General features: G+C 74.2%; 14 protein-coding genes. 7 read left to right on the top strand and 7 right to left on the bottom strand.

Annotation, left to right across the window (positions count from 1 at the left end; translation table 11 throughout):
* Nucleotides 1–69 precede the first annotated feature (69 nt).
* The 5 genes from ACFV0G_RS17965 to ACFV0G_RS17945 are packed head-to-tail and all read right to left on the bottom strand — an operon-like array spanning nucleotide 70 to nucleotide 5584.
* Nucleotides 70–786: a sigma 54 modulation/S30EA ribosomal C-terminal domain-containing protein gene (locus ACFV0G_RS17965; RefSeq protein WP_380548058.1), complete on the bottom strand. Its 717-nt coding sequence runs from the start codon at nucleotides 784–786 to the stop codon at nucleotides 70–72.
* Between the two features lie 21 nt (nucleotides 787–807).
* On the bottom strand, nucleotides 808–1809 hold the full coding sequence (locus tag ACFV0G_RS17960; protein WP_380548055.1) for a carbamate kinase: 1002 nt from the start codon (nucleotides 1807–1809) through the stop codon (nucleotides 808–810).
* A 2-nt stretch (nucleotides 1810–1811) separates the two neighbouring features.
* Nucleotides 1812–2816: an ornithine carbamoyltransferase gene (gene argF / locus ACFV0G_RS17955; protein WP_380548052.1), complete on the bottom strand. Its 1005-nt coding sequence runs from the start codon at nucleotides 2814–2816 to the stop codon at nucleotides 1812–1814.
* Nucleotides 2817–2838: 22 nt separating this feature from the next.
* Nucleotides 2839–4062 (bottom strand): arginine deiminase, encoded by a 1224-nt coding sequence (locus ACFV0G_RS17950; protein WP_380548048.1) that lies wholly within the window; start codon nucleotides 4060–4062, stop codon nucleotides 2839–2841.
* Nucleotides 4063–4081: 19 nt separating this feature from the next.
* A complete protein-coding gene (locus ACFV0G_RS17945; RefSeq protein WP_380548045.1) occupies nucleotides 4082–5584 on the bottom strand; it encodes an amino acid permease in 1503 nt (500 codons plus the stop codon).
* Between the two features lie 387 nt (nucleotides 5585–5971).
* On the opposite strand from ACFV0G_RS17945, the gene ACFV0G_RS17940 reads away from it, so the two are divergent.
* The 4 genes from ACFV0G_RS17940 (at nucleotide 5972) to ACFV0G_RS17925 (ending at nucleotide 9021) form a co-directional block, all read left to right on the top strand.
* Entirely contained in the window at nucleotides 5972–6856 is an 885-nt protein-coding gene (locus tag ACFV0G_RS17940) for a universal stress protein (RefSeq protein ID WP_380548042.1), read from the top strand.
* 51 nt (nucleotides 6857–6907) lie between these two features.
* Complete coding sequence (locus ACFV0G_RS17935; RefSeq protein WP_380548039.1) at nucleotides 6908–7552, top strand: hypothetical protein; 645 nt, start codon at nucleotides 6908–6910, stop codon at nucleotides 7550–7552.
* Nucleotides 7553–7778: 226 nt separating this feature from the next.
* A complete protein-coding gene (locus tag ACFV0G_RS17930; RefSeq protein WP_380548036.1) occupies nucleotides 7779–8477 on the top strand; it encodes a response regulator in 699 nt (232 codons plus the stop codon).
* 112 nt (nucleotides 8478–8589) lie between these two features.
* A complete protein-coding gene (locus ACFV0G_RS17925; RefSeq protein ID WP_380548033.1) occupies nucleotides 8590–9021 on the top strand; it encodes a pyridoxamine 5'-phosphate oxidase family protein in 432 nt (143 codons plus the stop codon).
* A gap of 13 nt (nucleotides 9022–9034) precedes the next feature.
* On the opposite strand, the gene ACFV0G_RS17920 is transcribed toward ACFV0G_RS17925, so the two are convergent.
* Together ACFV0G_RS17920 and ACFV0G_RS17915 are read right to left on the bottom strand one after the other, a co-directional pair.
* On the bottom strand, nucleotides 9035–10765 hold the full coding sequence (locus tag ACFV0G_RS17920; RefSeq protein ID WP_380548030.1) for a GAF domain-containing protein: 1731 nt from the start codon (nucleotides 10763–10765) through the stop codon (nucleotides 9035–9037).
* A 188-nt stretch (nucleotides 10766–10953) separates the two neighbouring features.
* The gene (locus ACFV0G_RS17915) at nucleotides 10954–11724 is read right to left on the bottom strand and encodes a hypothetical protein (RefSeq protein ID WP_380548027.1); all 771 of its coding nucleotides are present in this window, start codon (nucleotides 11722–11724) and stop codon (nucleotides 10954–10956) included.
* Between the two features lie 225 nt (nucleotides 11725–11949).
* Between ACFV0G_RS17915 and ACFV0G_RS17910 the strand changes: the two genes are divergently transcribed.
* From ACFV0G_RS17910 to ACFV0G_RS17900, 3 genes are all read left to right on the top strand, one after another.
* The gene (locus ACFV0G_RS17910; RefSeq protein WP_380548024.1) at nucleotides 11950–14280 is read left to right on the top strand and encodes a heavy metal translocating P-type ATPase; all 2331 of its coding nucleotides are present in this window, start codon (nucleotides 11950–11952) and stop codon (nucleotides 14278–14280) included.
* Nucleotides 14281–14431: 151 nt separating this feature from the next.
* Nucleotides 14432–15118 (top strand): response regulator transcription factor, encoded by a 687-nt coding sequence (locus tag ACFV0G_RS17905; RefSeq protein ID WP_380548021.1) that lies wholly within the window; start codon nucleotides 14432–14434, stop codon nucleotides 15116–15118.
* 6 nt (nucleotides 15119–15124) lie between these two features.
* Nucleotides 15125–16522 carry a sensor histidine kinase gene (locus ACFV0G_RS17900; RefSeq protein ID WP_380548018.1) on the top strand — a complete coding sequence of 466 codons (1398 nt, stop codon included), beginning with the start codon at nucleotides 15125–15127 and terminating at the stop codon, nucleotides 16520–16522.
* Nucleotides 16523–16912: the final 390 nt, after the last annotated feature.

The following is a 16912-nucleotide window of genomic DNA, read 5'->3' as shown; positions in this document are numbered from 1 at the left end:
GACCCCCACCCGCCGCCGCGCCGGCCCCCCCTCCTTCGTGGCGGGAGTGTCGCGCGCGTAATGGCAGTCTTAGCGGTGGTACAGGACGTTGCCCCGGCCGGTGGCCGCATCGGTGAAGAAGACGAACGGCAGGCCGCTGAGGTCGAGGCGCTCGGCGGCGTCGCCGACGGTCAGGGCGGGCACGCCGGCCGTGCTCACGGACAGGCCGGGCGCGGGCTCGGGCGGCGGGCCGGCGGCGACCACCAGGTGACCCCCGGTGGCGGGGTCGCGGTAGACCACGCTGTCGCAGCCGCTCACCTCATCGGTGAACAGGTGGAAGTCGTAGTCCATCGCCTCCATCTCGAACACCGCGGCCCGGACGCTCCGGCGCGCCAGGCTGTAGGCCTTGTGGCGCTCGATCCGACGATCCTCGGCACGGCGCGCCCGGCGCTGCGGACGGTGGTCGTCCGTGGCGCCCGGGTGGTGGTCCCGGTGGCGGCCCATCCGGGCGAGGCGGGCCGTCAGCCGGTCCCGGAGCAGGTCCACGGCCTCCTGCATGGTCGCAGCCGCAACGTGGGCACGCACGGGCCTGCCGTTCAGATCCACGGTGGCCTGGGCGAGCGAGGGCCTGGCCACCGCATGGTTGGGTTCCTGGGTGAGTTTCACCCGTGCGGCGAGGATCGGCTCGTCCAACCGCTCGAGCACGGCGAGCAGTTTCGTGCGGGCGTAGTCGGGTGCGGCCAGGGACACCTGGCCGCGCACCTCCACCAGCACCTCGACGGCGGGCCGGATTCGCGTTCGGTTCATCATGTTTCCTTCCGGGTGGGTTCAGACTGCCGTGCGCCGACCGGCCGGGTCGTGGGCCGAAGGTGCCGGCGGCCGTGCTGCCGACCCCGGCCCCGGCCCCGCGGCTCTCACGACCGGCCGGACGACGGTGCCCGTGGTGCCGAGGACGGTGCCGAGGGCGTCGTCCAGCGGGCCGATGACGGCGAGCCGGCCGGTACGTTCGGTGAAGGCAGCGGCCGCCTCGGCCTTGGGCCGCATCGATCCGGCGGGCAGGTCGAGTTCGCGCAGCCGCTCGGGGGTGACCGTGGTGAGCGGGCCGGGGTGAGCGGCCCCGAAGCGGGTGAACACATGGGTCACGTCGGTGAGGATCAGCAGTGCGTCGGCATCGATCTGCTCGGCGAGCAGCGCGGCGGTGCGGTCCTTGTCCACGACGGCCTCGACGCCGCGCAGGCGGCCGCTCCCCGGATCGCGGACCACGGGCACACCGCCGCCGCCCGCGGCGATCACCACGGCACCGGTGGCCAGCAGGGCGCGGACGGAGGACAGTTCGACGACGGCGCGCGGCTCGGGCGAGGGAACGACCCGCCGCAGGTGAGCACCGTCCCGGGCACAGGTCCAGCCGCGTTCGCGCTCCATCGCCCCGGCCCGGTCCGCGGTGAGCCGGCCCCCGATGAACTTGTCCGGACGGTGGAAGGCGGGATCGTGCCGGTCGACCTCGGTGTGGGTGACCAGTGCGGCGACCTCGCGGCCGGGCAGCCGGTCGGCCAGCTCCCTGGCGAGCAGGCTGCCGATCATGCCCTGGGTCTGAGCGCCCAGCAGGTCCAAGGGGTACGGTGCGGCGAGTTCGGGGTCGCTCTCGCTCTCGACGGCGAGCAGGCCGACCTGCGGACCGTTGCCGTGGGTGATCACCAACTCGTGTCCGGCGAGGACGAGCTCGGCGAGCGAGCGGGCGGCGTCGTGGACGTGGTGCTGCTGGACGGCGGCGTCGGGCCGTTCGCCCCGCCGGAGGAGGGCGTTTCCGCCGAGGGCGGCGACGATTCGCATGATCAGTTGCTCCCCAGGGTGGCGACCAGGATCGCCTTGATGGTGTGCATCCGGTTCTCGGCCTGGACGAAGACCAGCGAGGCGGGCGACTCGAAGACCTCGCCGGTCACCTCCAGGCCGTCCAGGCCGTGTTCGTCGGCGAGTTCGGCACCGAGGTCGGTGCTGCGGTCGTGCAGGGCGGGCAGGCAGTGCAGGAAGGCGGTGTCCGGGTTGCCGGTGGCGGCCATGGTCCTCGCGTTGACCTGGTACGGCAGCAGCAGCTCGATCCGCTCCTTCCACCGGGCGTGGTCCTCCCCCATGGAGACCCAGACGTCGGTGTACAGGTAGTCGGCGCCGCGCACCGCCTCCGCGACCCGGTCGGTGAGCAGGAGCCGGGCGCCGCTGTCCCGGCCGAGCTCCCGGCACGCGGAGACCAGCGACGGATCGGGCCACAGGGATCGCGGCGCGGCGATCCGCACGTCCATGCCGAGCAGGCTGCCCATCGCCATCAGGGAGTTCGCGGTGTTGTTGCGGGCGTCGCCGAGGTAGCAGAAGGAGATCTCCTCCAGCGGTTTGCGGCTGTGCTCGCGCATCGTGAACACGTCGCACAGGCTCTGCGTCGGGTGGCACCGATCGGTCAGGCCGTTGTAGACGGGCACCCCGGCGTGCGCCGCCAGGTCGGTGACGGTGTCCTGGGCGAAGCCGCGGTACTCGATGCCGTCGTAGAGCCGCCCGAGCACGCGGGCGGTGTCGGCGACGGACTCCTTGTGACCCAGGTGCGAACTGTCCGGCCCCAGGTAGGTCGTCGTGGCACCCTGGTCGGCGGCGGCGACCTCGAAGGCGCAGCGGGTGCGGGTGGAGCTCTTCTCGAAGATCAGGGCCAGGCGCCTGCCGACGAGGTGCCGGCGTTCGGCGCCGGCCGCGCGGGCGTCCTTCAGGTCGGCGGCGAGGTCGAGCAGGTGGTGGATCTCGGCCGCGGTGAAGTCGAGTTCGCTCAGGTAGTGGCGGCCGTGCAGGTCGATCGTCATGGGATGCCCTTCGTCGTTCCGGTCAGGTGGCGGGGTCGCGCTGGATGGGGCAGCTCATGCAGCGCGGACCGCCGCGGCCGCGGCCGAGCTCCGAGCCGGCGATGGTGACGATCTCGATGCCCTGCTTGCGCAGGTACGTGTTGGTGGTGGTGTTGCGTTCGTAGCCGACGACGACACCGGGTTCGAGGGCCAGGAAGTTGCTCCCGTCGTCCCACTGCTCGCGCTCGGCCGCCCGGAAGTCCTGTTCGGCCGACAGGAAGCGGACGGTCTCCAGGCCGAGCGCCCCGGCGAGGGAGGCGGCGAGATCGGTGTCGGGAGTGACGTCGAAGCCGGCCGGCCGCTCGGGCGCCGGGGTGAGGGTCCAGGAACGCAGCTGGTCGGCCACGCCCGGGTAGAGGGCGAAGGTGTCCTTGTCGATCATCGTCATCACCGTGTCCAGGTGCATGAAGGCGCGGCTCTGCGGCAGGCGGACGGCGATCAGCCGGTGAGCGGTGCCGGTCAGGAAAAGCTGCTGGGCGAGGACCTCGACGGCCTGGGCGGTGGTCCGCTCGCCCATCCCGACCATCACCACGCCGGGCGCCGGGACGTGGACGTCGCCGCCCTCCAGGCTGAGCCCGCCGGTTGCCGTGGTGCCGTCGATCAGTGGGGGCGCGGCATCGGCGAAGAGCGGGTGGAACCGGTAGATCGCGGCGGTGTGCAGGGTCTCCCGGCGGCGGGCCGGCCTCGCCATCGGGTTGAGGCTGTACCGGGCGCCGATCCAGCAGGAGTTGTCGCGCGGGAAGAGGTGGTTGGGCAGCGGAGGAAGGGCGAAGTCCTGCTCGTCGACGGTGTGCCAGACCAGGCTGTGCGGGCTGCGCAGCGGCAGATCGTCCTTGAGGACGCCGCCGATCAGGTACTCGGCCAGGGTCGGACCGTCCAGGTCCGCGCACAGTGCATGCACCGGATCGACCAGCGCGGGACCGACGGTGGCGGGGTTGACCACCTGTCCGAGCACCCAGGCGCGGGCCGGCGGCAGATCGAGCGTCTGGGCCAGCAGGTCCGCGTAGTGGTGGACGCGTACGCCGTGGTCGCGCAGCACCTGGGCAAAGGCGTCGTGCTCGTCGCGGGCCCGCTCGGCCCACAGGATGTCGTCGAAGAGCAGCCCGTCGACGTTGCGGGGGGTCAGCCGGGCGAGCTCCAGGCCCGGACGGTGCAGGATCACCTGGCGCAGGCGGCCCGCCTCGGAATCGACACGCAGGGTGGACATCGGTCGCGCTCCTCGGGTTTCAGTTCTGGTGGCGCGCCGTCAGCGCGCGGCGCAGGAGGGTCGGCAGGCCCACCGGACGGGCGGTTCGAGCCGCCGTCGGCAGCGGATCGGCGGTCCGGGCCTGCGGTCCGGCACCGGGTCCGGTCGCGGCGGCAGTCCCGGCGGTCGTCCTCGCGCGCCCCAGCCAGACGTAGACGGGGATGCCGAGCAGGACGGCGAACAGGCCGTAGTAGACGGTCTGGTAGCCGCTGCCCTGGATCGACCAGTACGAGAAGGCGAGAGCGAGCAGGGTGACGGCGACGTCGCGGCCGAACCGCCGCCGGGTCAGCTGCTCACGGCCGTGCCGGGCCAGCCAGTACAGCTGGGCGGCCGCCGAGACCAGATAGGGGATGACCGCGGTGAGCACGCTCAGCAGCACGATCTCGGTGAAGACCTTGGTGAACCGGGTGTAGCTGACGACGGCCAGCAGCGACGCGAGGACGGTGGCGGAGACGATGCCGAACGCCGGCACCCCACTGCGGCCCCGGGTGCCGGCGAACGCGGCCGGGAAGAGCCCGTCGCGGGCGGCGGCCATCGGCATCTCGGCGCAGATCAGGGTCCAGCCGTTGAGGGCATCGAGGCCGGAGACGATCGCCGCCGCGGCGACCAGGTTCCCGGCCCAGTGACCGCCCGCGATGGTGTTCACGGCATCGGTGAAGGGTGCGGTGGAGGAGCCGAGTCGGGCGTGCGGGACGGTGCCGAAGACCGCCAGGGTGCCGAGCAGATAGATCGCGGCGCAGGCCAGGGTGCCGTACACCGTCGCCCGCGGCACGTTGCGCCTGGGCTCGCGCACCCGTCCGGCGGCCACCGAGGCGGTCTCCAGGCCGATGTAGCTGAACAGCGCGATCGCGCCGGCCGCCGACACCGCACTCAGGGCGGAGGTGCCGCCGGCGTTGAACGCACCGAAGTTGGCCGCCCTGACGAAGAACAGCCCGGCCGTGGCCATGAAGGCCAGCGGAACGAACTTCAGAACCGTGGTGGCCATCTGGAACGCACCGATGCTGCGCACGCCGGTCAGGTTGACGACCGCCGGCACCCAGAGGCCGGTCAGCGCGATCACGATCGAGCCCCCGGTGTGGTGGCCCTTGTTGACGAACACCTCGACGTAGCCGACCCAGGCCACCGCGATGGCGGTGTTCCCGGCCCAGGCGGTGATCCAGTAGGACCACGCGGTGAGGAATCCGGTGAACTCGCCGAATGCCTCTCGGGCATAGACATAGGGCCCGCCGCTGCCCGGCACCCGTTCGGACAGCCGCCCGAAGACGGCGGCCAGTGCCAGCGCCCCGAGGGTCACCAGCACGAACGCCACCAGCGAGATCGGTCCGTAGGGCGCGAGTGCGGAGGGCAGTGCGAACACGCCGGTGCCGATGATGCTGCCGACGACCAGCGCGGTGGCCACGGGCAGCCCGAAACCGTCCCGGCCTCCTTGCGGTCCGTCAACCACTCGGCTCTGCCGCGGCTTCCCGCGATCGTGTCCGGACATGGGGCGCTCCTCTGCGTTGTGCTCCGGGAGGCGGGCGGGCACCGTCCGCCCGTCGCTCACGGTGACGATCCTGGTGCGGCGACCGGGAGTCGCCCCAGGGACCATCAGGCCCCGTTCGCGACGCCACCCGTCCCGCCGCCCGCACGCCGGTGGTCCCCGGGGCCCTGCGGCCCGGACCGACCCGGAGCCCCCGGCGGAGCAGCACGGAGGCCGTGCGTCCGCCCCGCCGGGGCGGCGGGCCGGTGCAGTGAGGGACCACCGGCCCGTCTCCCGACCCGGTCGGTCCCTGTCCCCGGCCGAGCGGGCGACGAGAGGGTTCTTCCGGTGCAGGAGCGGTGCGGACGCCCGGATCGCACGCCCTGCCGACGACCCCGGAGGAGAGCACCGATGACGCGCCGCATCCTGACCGGAATCGACGGATCCGCACGCAGCGCGGCCGCGGCCCACTGGGCGGCTGCGGAGGCGGAGCGCCGCGGCACTCCGCTGCGGCTGCTCCACGCCTGGCCGTGGCTCGACCCCCGGGACGCCGAGGACGCCGCGAGCCCGGGGAGCGGTGATCTGCGCCCGGCCGCGCTCCGGGCACTGGCCGAGATCGCCGAGGACGTCCGCCGGCACCGCCCGGGACTCACCGTCGAGACAGCGGTGACGGGCGACGACCCGGTCGATGCACTGGTCAAGGCGGCCGAAGGCCAGGAGCTCCTCGTCATCGGCTCACGCGGCCTCGGCGGCTTCGCGGGACTGCTGGCGGGCTCGGTCGCCCTCGCGGTGGCGGCCCGCGCCGACGTCCCGATCGTCCTGGTCCGGGCCGACCGGCCCACCTCGCGCCGGGGTGGCGCGACGGTCCGGGGCGAGGTCGTGGTGGGCGTGGACACCCGTCAACCCTCGAGGTGCGTCATCGACTTCGCGTTCGCCGAGGCCGCCCGGCGCGGCGCACGGCTGCGGGCCGTCCACGGATGGGATCCGGTGCCGCGGTGGGCCGCCACCTCCCGGGCGCGGCCGCAGGCCGAGATCACCGCCCGGGAGTCGGCCCTCCTGAGCCGGCTCACCAGGACCCTCGCTCCGGCCCAGGCCGGGTACCCGGAGGTCACCGTGGTCGCCGACGTCCGGCAGGGCAACCCGGCCCACGCCCTCGTCGCCGCCGGCGAGGACGCCGACCTGGTCGTCGTCGGCCGCCACGACCACCCCCGCCCCTTGGGCATGCGGCTCGGCCCCGTCGCCCACACCGTGCTCCACCACTGCGCCGTGCCGGTCGCCGTGGTCCCGCACGGCTGAAGCCGACCCGCACACACCCTGCACCCGCACCCACCTGAAGGGCCTCCGACGATGACCAGCACGCCCCGTACTCGCCTGACCCATCCGTGGCGCAGCAGCCTGCGCCGGGCGCTCGGCACCGAGTGCAACGAGTTGGCCCGGCCGGAGGACCGGGCCCGCAGCCGGGCCGAGCTCCTCGCCGCTCTCGCGGCCGGCCTGGCGTTCCTGCTCGGTACGACGGCCGCATGGACCGATTTCAACGCCGCCGAGCACCGGACCACCGCAGCCGCCTCCCGGCTCCACCGTCTCGACGCCGTCCTGCTCACCCCGGCCCGGCCGACGACCGACGGCACCGATCCCGCCCGCTACCGGGCCACTGCCGCCTGGACGTTCCCCGCCGGACAGGGTCAGACCGGTACGGTCGGCGTCGCCCGCCGCGCCCCGGCCGGCGCCACGACCCGGATCTGGGTCGGCGACACCGGCCGCCCGGCCGCGACCCCGCCGGCCACCGCCGACCTGGTCGCCGGCGCCGCCTGCGTCGGCCTGCTCGTCCTGGGCTTCCTCTCCGTCCTCATCGCCGTCGGCCTGGAACTGCGGGTGAACACCCTGGACCGCCGCACCGCCACGGCCTGGCAACGCCGCTGGGCCGAGGTCGAGCCGGTGTGGAGCGGACGCGCCGCGCGCCGGCCCAACACCGGTGACCCCCGGCACGGCTGAACGATCACCGCTCCGACGGTGCCTCACTCCGTCCCGTGTGCCCGGACGGCGAGGGCACCGCCGTCGCGCCCGCTCCTCCCCGCGACGGCCCCGCCCGGGCCGCGGACACCGGGCGCTCCGCGCCACCTGGGCCGAACGGCCCTATGACCGGAACCCGTTGTCCGGCAGACTACGCTCAGTCTTGACATGACCCGCCGCAGGGCGGTCCCCCGGAGACGGAGCGGTGATGGCGGGCAATACAGCACACGACGCGGACAACCCGGTCCGGGTGTTCCTCCTCGACGACCACGAGGTGGTCCGCCGGGGCGTGCACGACCTCCTGGACGCCGAACCCGGCCTGACCGTGATCGGCGAGGCCGCCACGGTCGAGCAGGCACTCGCCCGGGTGCCCGCGCTGAAGCCGGACGTCGCGATCCTGGACATGCGCCTGCCCGACGGCAACGGCGTGACCGTCTGCCGCGAGCTGCGCTCGCGGATGCCCGACCTGGCCTGCCTGATCCTCACCTCCTTCGACGACGAGGAGGCCCTGCTGGACTCGATCATGGCCGGCGCCGCCGGCTACGTGCTCAAGCAGATCAGCGGGACCGACCTCGTCTCCGCGGTGCGGACGGTCGCCTCCGGCCAGTCCATGCTCGACGCCAGTGCCACCACCCGCCTGATGGCCCGCCTGCGCGGCGACACCGCTCCCCCGGCCGCCGACCTGCCCCGGCTCACCGAACGCGAGCAGGAGATCCTCGCACTGATCGGCGAAGGCCTGACCAACCGCCAGATCGGCCAGCGCCTCTACCTCGCCGAGAAGACGGTCAAGAACCACATCTCCCGCCTGCTGGCCAAGCTCGGTGTGGAACGCCGCGTCCAGGCCGCCGTCATCGCCACCCAGGCCCAGGCCGTCCACGACCAGGCCACCGCCCGCCCGGCCCGCTGAGCCGGCGGGCGCGTCGAGCGGCGAAGGTCTCCCGCACACGGGGACCGTCCGCCGGACAGCGGGGACCATCGGTCCCTCGCCCGCCGGAGGTCGGCCGTCCAGCATGGACGCCATGACAGCCGAATTCACCCCGCTCGACGAGCGGCAGTGCCTCAGTCTCCTCGGCAGAGCAGCCGTGGGTCGACTGGTGTACACCACCGGCGCGCTGCCCGCCGTGCTGCCGGTCCGGTACCGGCTCAGTGCCGACGGCAGCGTACTGCTGCGCACCGATGCCGACCCGGAGATCGCCCGGGCGGTTGCCGACGCGGTTGTCGCCTTCGAGGTGAGTCAGCTCGACGAGGCCGACGGCAGTGGCTGGACCGTCACCGTCCTCGGACGCGCCGATGTCATCCGGCCGGCGAACGATGCCCGCCCCCTCACGCCGGACCCGCCCGGCCCGGCGACGGCGACCGACCGTGCGACCGTGCGGATCCGCGCGGAGCTGGTCACGGGTCGCTCCCTCGCGGGCACACCGGTCCGCGAGGCGGGGACCTCGTCCGGGTGAGGGCGGCGGTGCATCACGCCAGCGGAGCGGACCACACCAGGACGGTGCCGCCCTCGGCCGGGCTCTCCACCTCGAAGACCCCGCCGACCCCCTCGGCACGCTCCGCCAGATTCCGCAGCCCGCTGCGCCGTCCCTGCCGGGGAATCCCCACCCCGTCGTCGCGTACGGTGAGGACGACCTGCTGCCCGGTGGCCCGGAGCGAGACCTCCACCCGGCCCGCCCGGGCGTGCCGGGCCGCGTTGCTCAAGGCCTCCCCCAGCACCGCCACGACGTGCTCCGCGACCGGGCCCGGCACATCGGTGTCCAGCAGGCCCTCCATGCTCAGACGCGGAGCGAAGCCCAACGCCGCCTGAGCCTGCTCGACGGCCCGCACCGCCATGGCCCGCAGACCCTGCCCGATCTCCTCACGCGCCCGCAGTCCGAAGATCGTCGACCGAATGATCTTGATCGTCTCATCCAGGTCGCCGACCGCCCGCAACACCCGGTCCGACGCCTCGGGATGGTCGATGAACCTGGCAGCGCTCTGAAGCGTCATCCCCGTGGCGAACAACCGCTGGATCGCCAGGTCGTGCAGATCACGCGCGATCCGATCACGGTCCTCCAGCATCGCCAACTGCTCCGTGTCGCGCCGCCGCTCGGCGAGTTCCAGCGCCAGCGCCGCCTGATCGGCGAACCCCGACAACGGACCGATCTCCCGATCGGTGAACACCGGCTGGCCCGGCCGCCGTCCCAGCAGCAGCACCCCCTCCGCGGCCCCCTCCCGCCGACCCAGCGGAACCGCCACCGCCGGGCCCACCCCGTCCGACCTGCACGGACTCGCGGACAGTCGCGAATCGGCCGTCAGGTCGGCCGTGGTCGCCGGTCGGCCCTGCATGCACGCCTCACCCGACAGCGTCCCCGCCAGCGGCACCACCAGCCCCTGCCGGGCCGCTCGGTCACCGCCCAGCGCCAGCTCCACCCGGACCGTGTCCGTGCCCGAGACCGGGACCGACACATCCGCCAGATCCGCCCCCGTGATCTCCCGGGCCCGCCCCGCGATCAACTCCATCACCTCGGCCCGGGAGGCCCCGGACAGCAGACTGCTGGTGATCTCGGCATTCGCACCCAGCCAACGCTGCTGGCGCTGCGCCTCCTCGTACAGCCGGGCGTTGTCGATCGCCACCCCGGCGGCCACGGCCAGTGTCGAGATCACCGACTCGTCGTCGGCGTCGAACTCCCCACCACCGCGCTTGTCCGTCAGATAGAGGTTCCCGAAGACCTCCTCGCGCACCCGCACCGGCACCCCGAGGAACGACCGCATCACGGGGTGGTGCGCCGGACAGCCGTACGAGGCCGGATGCGCCGACAGATCCGTCAGCCGCAACGGCTCCGGATGCCGGATCAGCTCACCGAGAATCCCCCGGCCGGTCGGATACGGGCCGATCGGCGCGATCTCCTCCGGCGACAGGCCGACCGTCAGGAACTGGGACAGCGACTCACCGTCCGGACCGATCACTCCGAGCGCCGCGTACCGGGCGTCCACCAGTACCGCCGCCGCCTCCACGATCCGCCGCAGCACATGGGTGAGGTCCAACTCCCGCCCTACCGACAGCACCGCCTCCAAGAGGCTGTGCACCCGGTCCCGGGTCCCCCGGGCCGCGTCGATACGCGCCTGCAGCTCCTCCAGCAGTTCGTCCAACCGCAGCTGCGGAATGCGCGACCGCACCTCGTCGACGCCCACGTGCGACCCCTTCCTCCCCGGCATCCGGCCGGTCGATTCTCGCAGAAGAGCACCCTCCCGGACCCTCGGACTCCGGCGAGGGCGTCACAGAGTCCGGGGAGCGCCGGAGGCAGGTGACGACACGGCGGGCCGCCGGAGCCCGGGCCTCGGTCCGTCCGGGCGTGCGGCACCGCCGCCGGGCGCGGGGCCGCCCGGCACCGCCACGATCTGGGTCACGCATCCGGTGTCGCGCCCGGAGGACGGTGCGCCGGAGGCAGGGGGGCGAGGCGGGTGACCCGGGCACGGAAGGCACGCCAGCGGCGTTCGTTGTCGTGCACGAGACCGGCCGACTCACTGAGCAGGTCGGCAGCACGGGAGATCAGCTCGGCAGCGGAGTAGAGCCGTCGCGGACCGACGGAGTCCCCCGCCAGGTCCGCTCGGACGGCCGCGGGCCGGAGGTCGATCCGTTCGAGGATGTCGGCCGCCCGGTGCAGCAGCCGACCCGCCAGGTCGGAGAGGTGGGCGGCCTGCCAGTCGTTGACGATGATGCGGTGCCGCTCACCGAGGAGATCTGCGAAGTCCGGGAAGTCGAGCAGCGCTCGTGCGCTCTCCCAGGATGCCTGCATCGCGGTGGTGAGCCACTCGGCGGCGGCCACGAGATCGTCCGCGGTCCGCACGAGATCCCGCTCGAGACGGGCGAGTTCCACCGGCTCGCCCTGGCCCTCCATGAACAGGACGCCGGTCAGTTGGAGTCCCACCGGTGCGGTGAGGTCGTCGGCACCCTCGAACGGGTTGAGCGGGGAGGACGGCACGGGCCTCGGCACGGACCAGTGGTCGGCCAGCGCAAGCAGCGTCCGTGCGTCGCGTTGGAGGAGGACGGCCCGCTCACGGGGCGCCGACGCATAGAACTGCTCGTGCTCACGGTGGAACCGTGCCAGGTTCGCCATCGCGTCGAGCAGCGCCGGGGGCGGAGGATCCTGGCCGGGTCCCGCACTCTCGTCCACAGCCCCATGGTCGCGCACCCGGGTCGGCAGTGCTCCTCGGCTCACATCGCGGACGCGCCGCCCCGCCGGGGGCTCCGTGCAGAGCGGCACCGAGCGCCGCCGCCGGCCCGCAGGGTCCGGCCGGTCGGCGCCTCCCGGCCCACCCGACCGGGTCCGAAGACTCTGGCCGGCCGCGGGACGCAGTGGTGCGCTGGTCTGCGGGGCGGCAGTGACCGGAGGTGCTGCATGGAACACCGCCATGACGAGGATCGACCCGTCCGCGCCCGCACCGCCGAAGTCCGCGGGTGGCTGGCACCCGGCCTGCTCGTGGTCACCGCGGTCACCTTGGCCGCCGGCGGTGTCGCGTGGCTGTCCGGCGCCCCGGAGGTCGCGGACGCGTGGTGGGCCGCGGGCACGGCGGCGGCGATCGTCCCGTCCCTCGCCTGGGTGATCGCCGCGCTGCGCAGCCACCGCGCGGGTGTCGATCTCATCGCGGTGCTGGCCCTGGCCGGGACCCTGGCCACCGGGGAGTACCTGGCGGGGGCGCTGATCGCCCTGATGCTCGCGACCGGCCGATGGCTGGACTCCGCGGCCGAGCGCCGTGCGTCGCACGACCTGCGGCACCTGCTGGAACACGCTCCGCGCTCGGCGCGCCGCCGCAGCGGCGGCCAGGTGCTCACGGTCCCGCTCGCCGAGGTCCGGGTGGGCGACCTCCTGGTGGTCGGACCGGGCGAGGTCGTCCCGGTCGACGGCCGGATCGAGGACGCAGCTGCCGTCCTGGACGAATCCGTCCTCAGCGGGGAGTCGGCCCAGCTCGAACGGAGCGTGGGCGAGCCGGTGCGCAGCGGCTGCGTCAATGCGGGCGGCGCCTTCGGCCTGCGGGCAACAGCGACCGAGCAGGACAGCACCTACGCGGAGATCGTCCGGCTGGCCCGGCAGGCCGGTGCCGAGAGCGCCCCGGTGGTCCGGCTGGCGGACCGGTACGCCGCCTGGTTCCTGCCGCTGTCGCTCGCGGTCGCCGGGCTGGCATGGCTGGTGAGCGGCTCGGCGGTGCGCGCGGTCGCCGTCCTGGTGGTGGCGACCCCGTGCCCGCTGCTGCTGGCCGCGCCCGTGGCGATCGTCTCCGGTCTCTCCCGTGCGGCCCGCGAGGGTGTGGTCGTCCGGGACGGTGCGGCCCTGGAGACGCTGGGGCGTGCCCGCACCATGGTCCTCGACAAGACCGGCACCCTCACCACCGGCCGCCCCCGGGTCATCGACGTCGTCGCCGCCCCCGGCCGCACCCCCGCCGACGTCCTGGCCCTCGCGGCCTCGGTCGACCGGTTCTCACCGCACGTCCTGGCCGAGGCCATCGTGAACGAGGCCCGGATACGCGGCCTGGCGCTCACCCCCGTCCGCGACGTCAGCGAGGAGCCCGGGCGTGGTGCCACCGCTCGGACCGCTTCCGGGACGGCGGGCGTCGGCAGGCACGACGGCAGTCCGCTGCCCGGCTGGGCCGGCGCCGCCGACAACCGCGCTGCCCTGGACGGCGCCGCCGTCGCCTGGGTGACCCTGAACGGCACGCTCATCGGGGCCGTCCTGCTGCGCGATCCCCTGCGCCACGACGCCCCGCGCACGCTCCGGCGGCTGCGCGAGGCCGGCATCGACCGGCTGCTGATGCTCACCGGTGACCGCACCGAGCCGGCGGCCGAGGTCGCCGCCGTCCTCGGCCTGGACGGCGTACGTGCCCGGCAGTCCCCGGCCGACAAGGTCGCCGCCGTCCGTGCCGAACGCGGGAACGCCGTCACCGTCATGGTCGGCGACGGCGTCAACGACGCCCCCGCGCTCGCGGCCGCCGACGTCGGTGTCGCGATGGGTGCCCGCGGTTCCAGCGCTTCCTCCGAAGCGGCGGACGTCGTCCTGACCACCGACCGTGTCGGCCGTCTCGCCGACGCCGCCGTCATCGCCGTGCGTGCCCGGCGCATCGCCGTGCAGAGCGCCCTCGGCGGCATGGCGATGTCCCTGGCCGCCATGCTCGCCGCCGCGTTCGGCCTGCTGCCGCCCGCTGCCGGCGCGCTGCTCCAGGAAGGCATCGACGTCGCCGTCATCCTCAATGCCCTTCGCGCCCTGCGCCCGGACCGGGCGGCCCAGCCGGTGGTCGAACCCGCCACCGAGCAGCTCCTCCGGCGCTTCGCCGCCGAACACGACGACCTGCGCGACGTCGTCGAAGCCGTCCGGGAGGCCGCCGACCGGCTCACCGACGCCCCGGGCCCCCAGGCACTGGAGACCGTCCGCACGGTGGACGGGCTGCTGGCCCGACGGCTCCTCCCGCACGAACTCGACGAGGAGCAGCAGCTCTATCCCGCGCTCGCCGCCGCCCTCGGCGGACCGGAGGCCACCGCCACCATGAGCCGTGCCCACAGCGAGATCCACCGACTCGCCCGCCGGATCGACACCCACCTGCGGATCGCCGACACCAACGACGGCCGGCTGCGGCCCGAGCAGATCGACGACCTCCGCGCCTGCCTCTACGGGCTCCACAGCGTGCTGCGCCTGCACTTCGCGCAGGAGGAGGAGAGCTACTTCTCCCTCGCCCGCTGACGGCCGGCGATTCTCGGCGCCCGGCGGGTGTCCCCCGTCGCACGACGGACGGATCACGCCCTTCCGGCTGCCCGCGGGGCATCCCCCGGTGGCCGCAGGGCGAGGCGCAGTCGAACGCCGGCCGTGTCCGGGCAGCCTCTACGCTGGGCCCATGCACGAGACCGACGGGGACACCTCCGCAGTACGGGTCCTGGTGGTCGAGGACGATGCCGGAATCGCCCGCTCCCTGGTGCGGGGCCTCGATCGGGCCGGGTACGCGGCACGGAGTGTCGGAACGGGGCACGCCGCTCTCTGCGCCGATCCGCTGCCCGACGTGGTGCTGCTCGACCTCGGCCTGCCCGACCTGGACGGGGTCGAGGTCTGCCGCCGGCTGCGCAGGCGGTGCGACGCGGCGATCATCGTGGTGACCGCGCGCGGCGAGGAGGGCGACCGGGTCTCGGCCCTGGACGAGGGTGCGGACGACTACCTGGTCAAGCCGTTCGGGCTGGCCGAGCTGCTCGCCCGGATCCGGGCGGTGCTCCGCCGCACGCGCCCCGTCGAGCCGGAACTGCTGCGGCACGGCGTGCTCACCGTGGATCCGCGGACCCGCAAGGTGAGCGTCGAGGGGAACGAGATCGCTCTCACACCGAAGGAGTTCGACATCCTGGAGTGCCTGGCGGTCGACCCGGGCCGGGTGGTGTCCCGGCAGGAGATCCTGGAACGGGCGTGGGACGAGCACTGGTACGGCCCCACCAAGGTGCTCGACGTCCACATGGCCGCCCTGCGGCGCAAGCTCGGCGTGCCCGGGCTGGTGGAGACGGTCTACGGCCGGGGCTTCCGCCTCGGTGAGCCGGGCTGACCGGCGATGACCCGTCGGATCGCGCTGACCGTGCTGGCCCTGGTCACCGTCCTCCTGGTGCTCGCCGTCGTGCCGCTCGGCGTGCTGCTGACCCAGCGGGAGGAGACCTCCTTCCGCAGCACCGCGGAGGCCTCCGCACGGACCCTCGCCTCCGCCGCCGAGGAGCACCTCTCCGACCACAAGCCGGACACCGACATGCGGGAGATGCTCGACGAGACGCAGGACGAGGGCGGCTGCGCAGCGGTCTTCGACGCGGCTGGACGGGTGGTCGCGCGCACCACGTGTTCCGCGGCCACGGACGAGGGCGCCCGGCGCCAGGTGGCCGCCACCCTCGCCGATCCCGGCACCATCGCCCACCGGTCCGGCGACACGCTGACGGTGACGGCACCGATCGGCGACAGCGCCGACAAGGTCGGGGCGGCCGTCCTGGTGAAGTCCGCCGACCCGCTGGACGACCGGATCGCGGTGGTCTGGGGCTGGCTCGCGCTCATCGGCGTGGTGGGGCTCGTCCTCGGCACCCTGGTATCCGTGCGGCTGGCCCGGTGGGTGGGCCGTCCGCTCCAGTCGGTCGACGCCGCAGCCAGGCGCCTGGGCGAGGGCGCGCTGGACGTACGGGCCCCGGCCGACTCCGGGCCGGAGGAGGTGCGCCGGCTCGCGGCCACGTTCAACACCATGGCCGCACGGACCGAGGCCCTGGTGCACGGCCATCGGGCGGTGACCGCGGACGTCTCCCACCAGCTCCGCACCCCGCTGACCGCCCTGCGGCTGCGCCTCGACCTGCTGGCGGCCGACGCCGAGGGCGAGGACGCGGTCGAACTGGCCGGCGCCCAGGAGGAGATCGCCCGCCTGTCGCGGCTGGTGGACGGACTGCTGGCGGCCGCACGGGCGGAGAACGCGGTGCCCAGGCCCGTCCCCGTGCGGCTGGACGAGGCGGTCGCGGAGCGGATCGCGGCATGGGATCCGGTGGCCGCCGAACGCCGGGTGGAACTGAGCTCGCACTGCCCGGGGCGGCCCACCGTGTTCCTCGGTGCGGGCGATCTGGAGCAGCTCCTCGACAATCTGCTGGCCAACGCGCTGGACGCCGTACCGGGGGGCGGCCGCATCCGGGTGGAGGCCGCCCCCGCGGCCGCCGCCTTCGGACCCGGCACCGAACTGCGGGTCATCGACGACGGACCGGGGATGAGCCCCGAGGCGCGGGCGACCGCGTTCCGGCGGTTCGGCAACCCGGAGGCCCGCGGCACGGGACTCGGGCTGGCCATCGTGCACCGGCTGGCGACCGCCAACGGCGGCACGGCCCGGCTGGAGGAGACCGCGGGCGGCGGCCTGACCGTCGTCCTGGAGCTGCCCGCGGTGCCGCGCGGGCAGGGGCAGGACCCCGGCCGGCCGCCGCAGCCGCCCGGTTGAGTCCCCCTTCGCGCGGCGGCCGTCGACCGTTCGCACGGCGGTCCGACCCGCTCCGCACCTGCCGTGAGCAGGCACGTCGCCGACCTTTACGGGATCCGAAGGATTTCTGAACGGGATCCCGACCGCCCGTGTCGGACGCTGGAGTCCTGGTACGGAGGCGACCCCGCCGGACATGCACCCTCGGACGACGGGTGCCGGGGCGCCGCCGCCGGGAGGTGCACGATGCCGGACTCCGACCCTTTCCGGGACGACCACGCCTTCCGCCGGCGCGACCGGGGTATGCGCCGTGTCGGCGTGGTCACCGCCGCCGCGCTCACGGCCGCCCCCCCCGGGGCGCGGGGGGGGGGGACCCCCGACCACACACCCGGGGCCGGGGCGCCCCCCCCCCCG

Origin of the sequence: Kitasatospora sp. NPDC059571 (assembly GCF_042735675.1) — a bacterium.
Taxonomy (GTDB): domain Bacteria; phylum Actinomycetota; class Actinomycetes; order Streptomycetales; family Streptomycetaceae; genus Kitasatospora.
The sequence above is the reverse complement of the archived record's forward strand: the minus strand, read 5'-3'. Positions and strand labels throughout refer to the sequence as shown.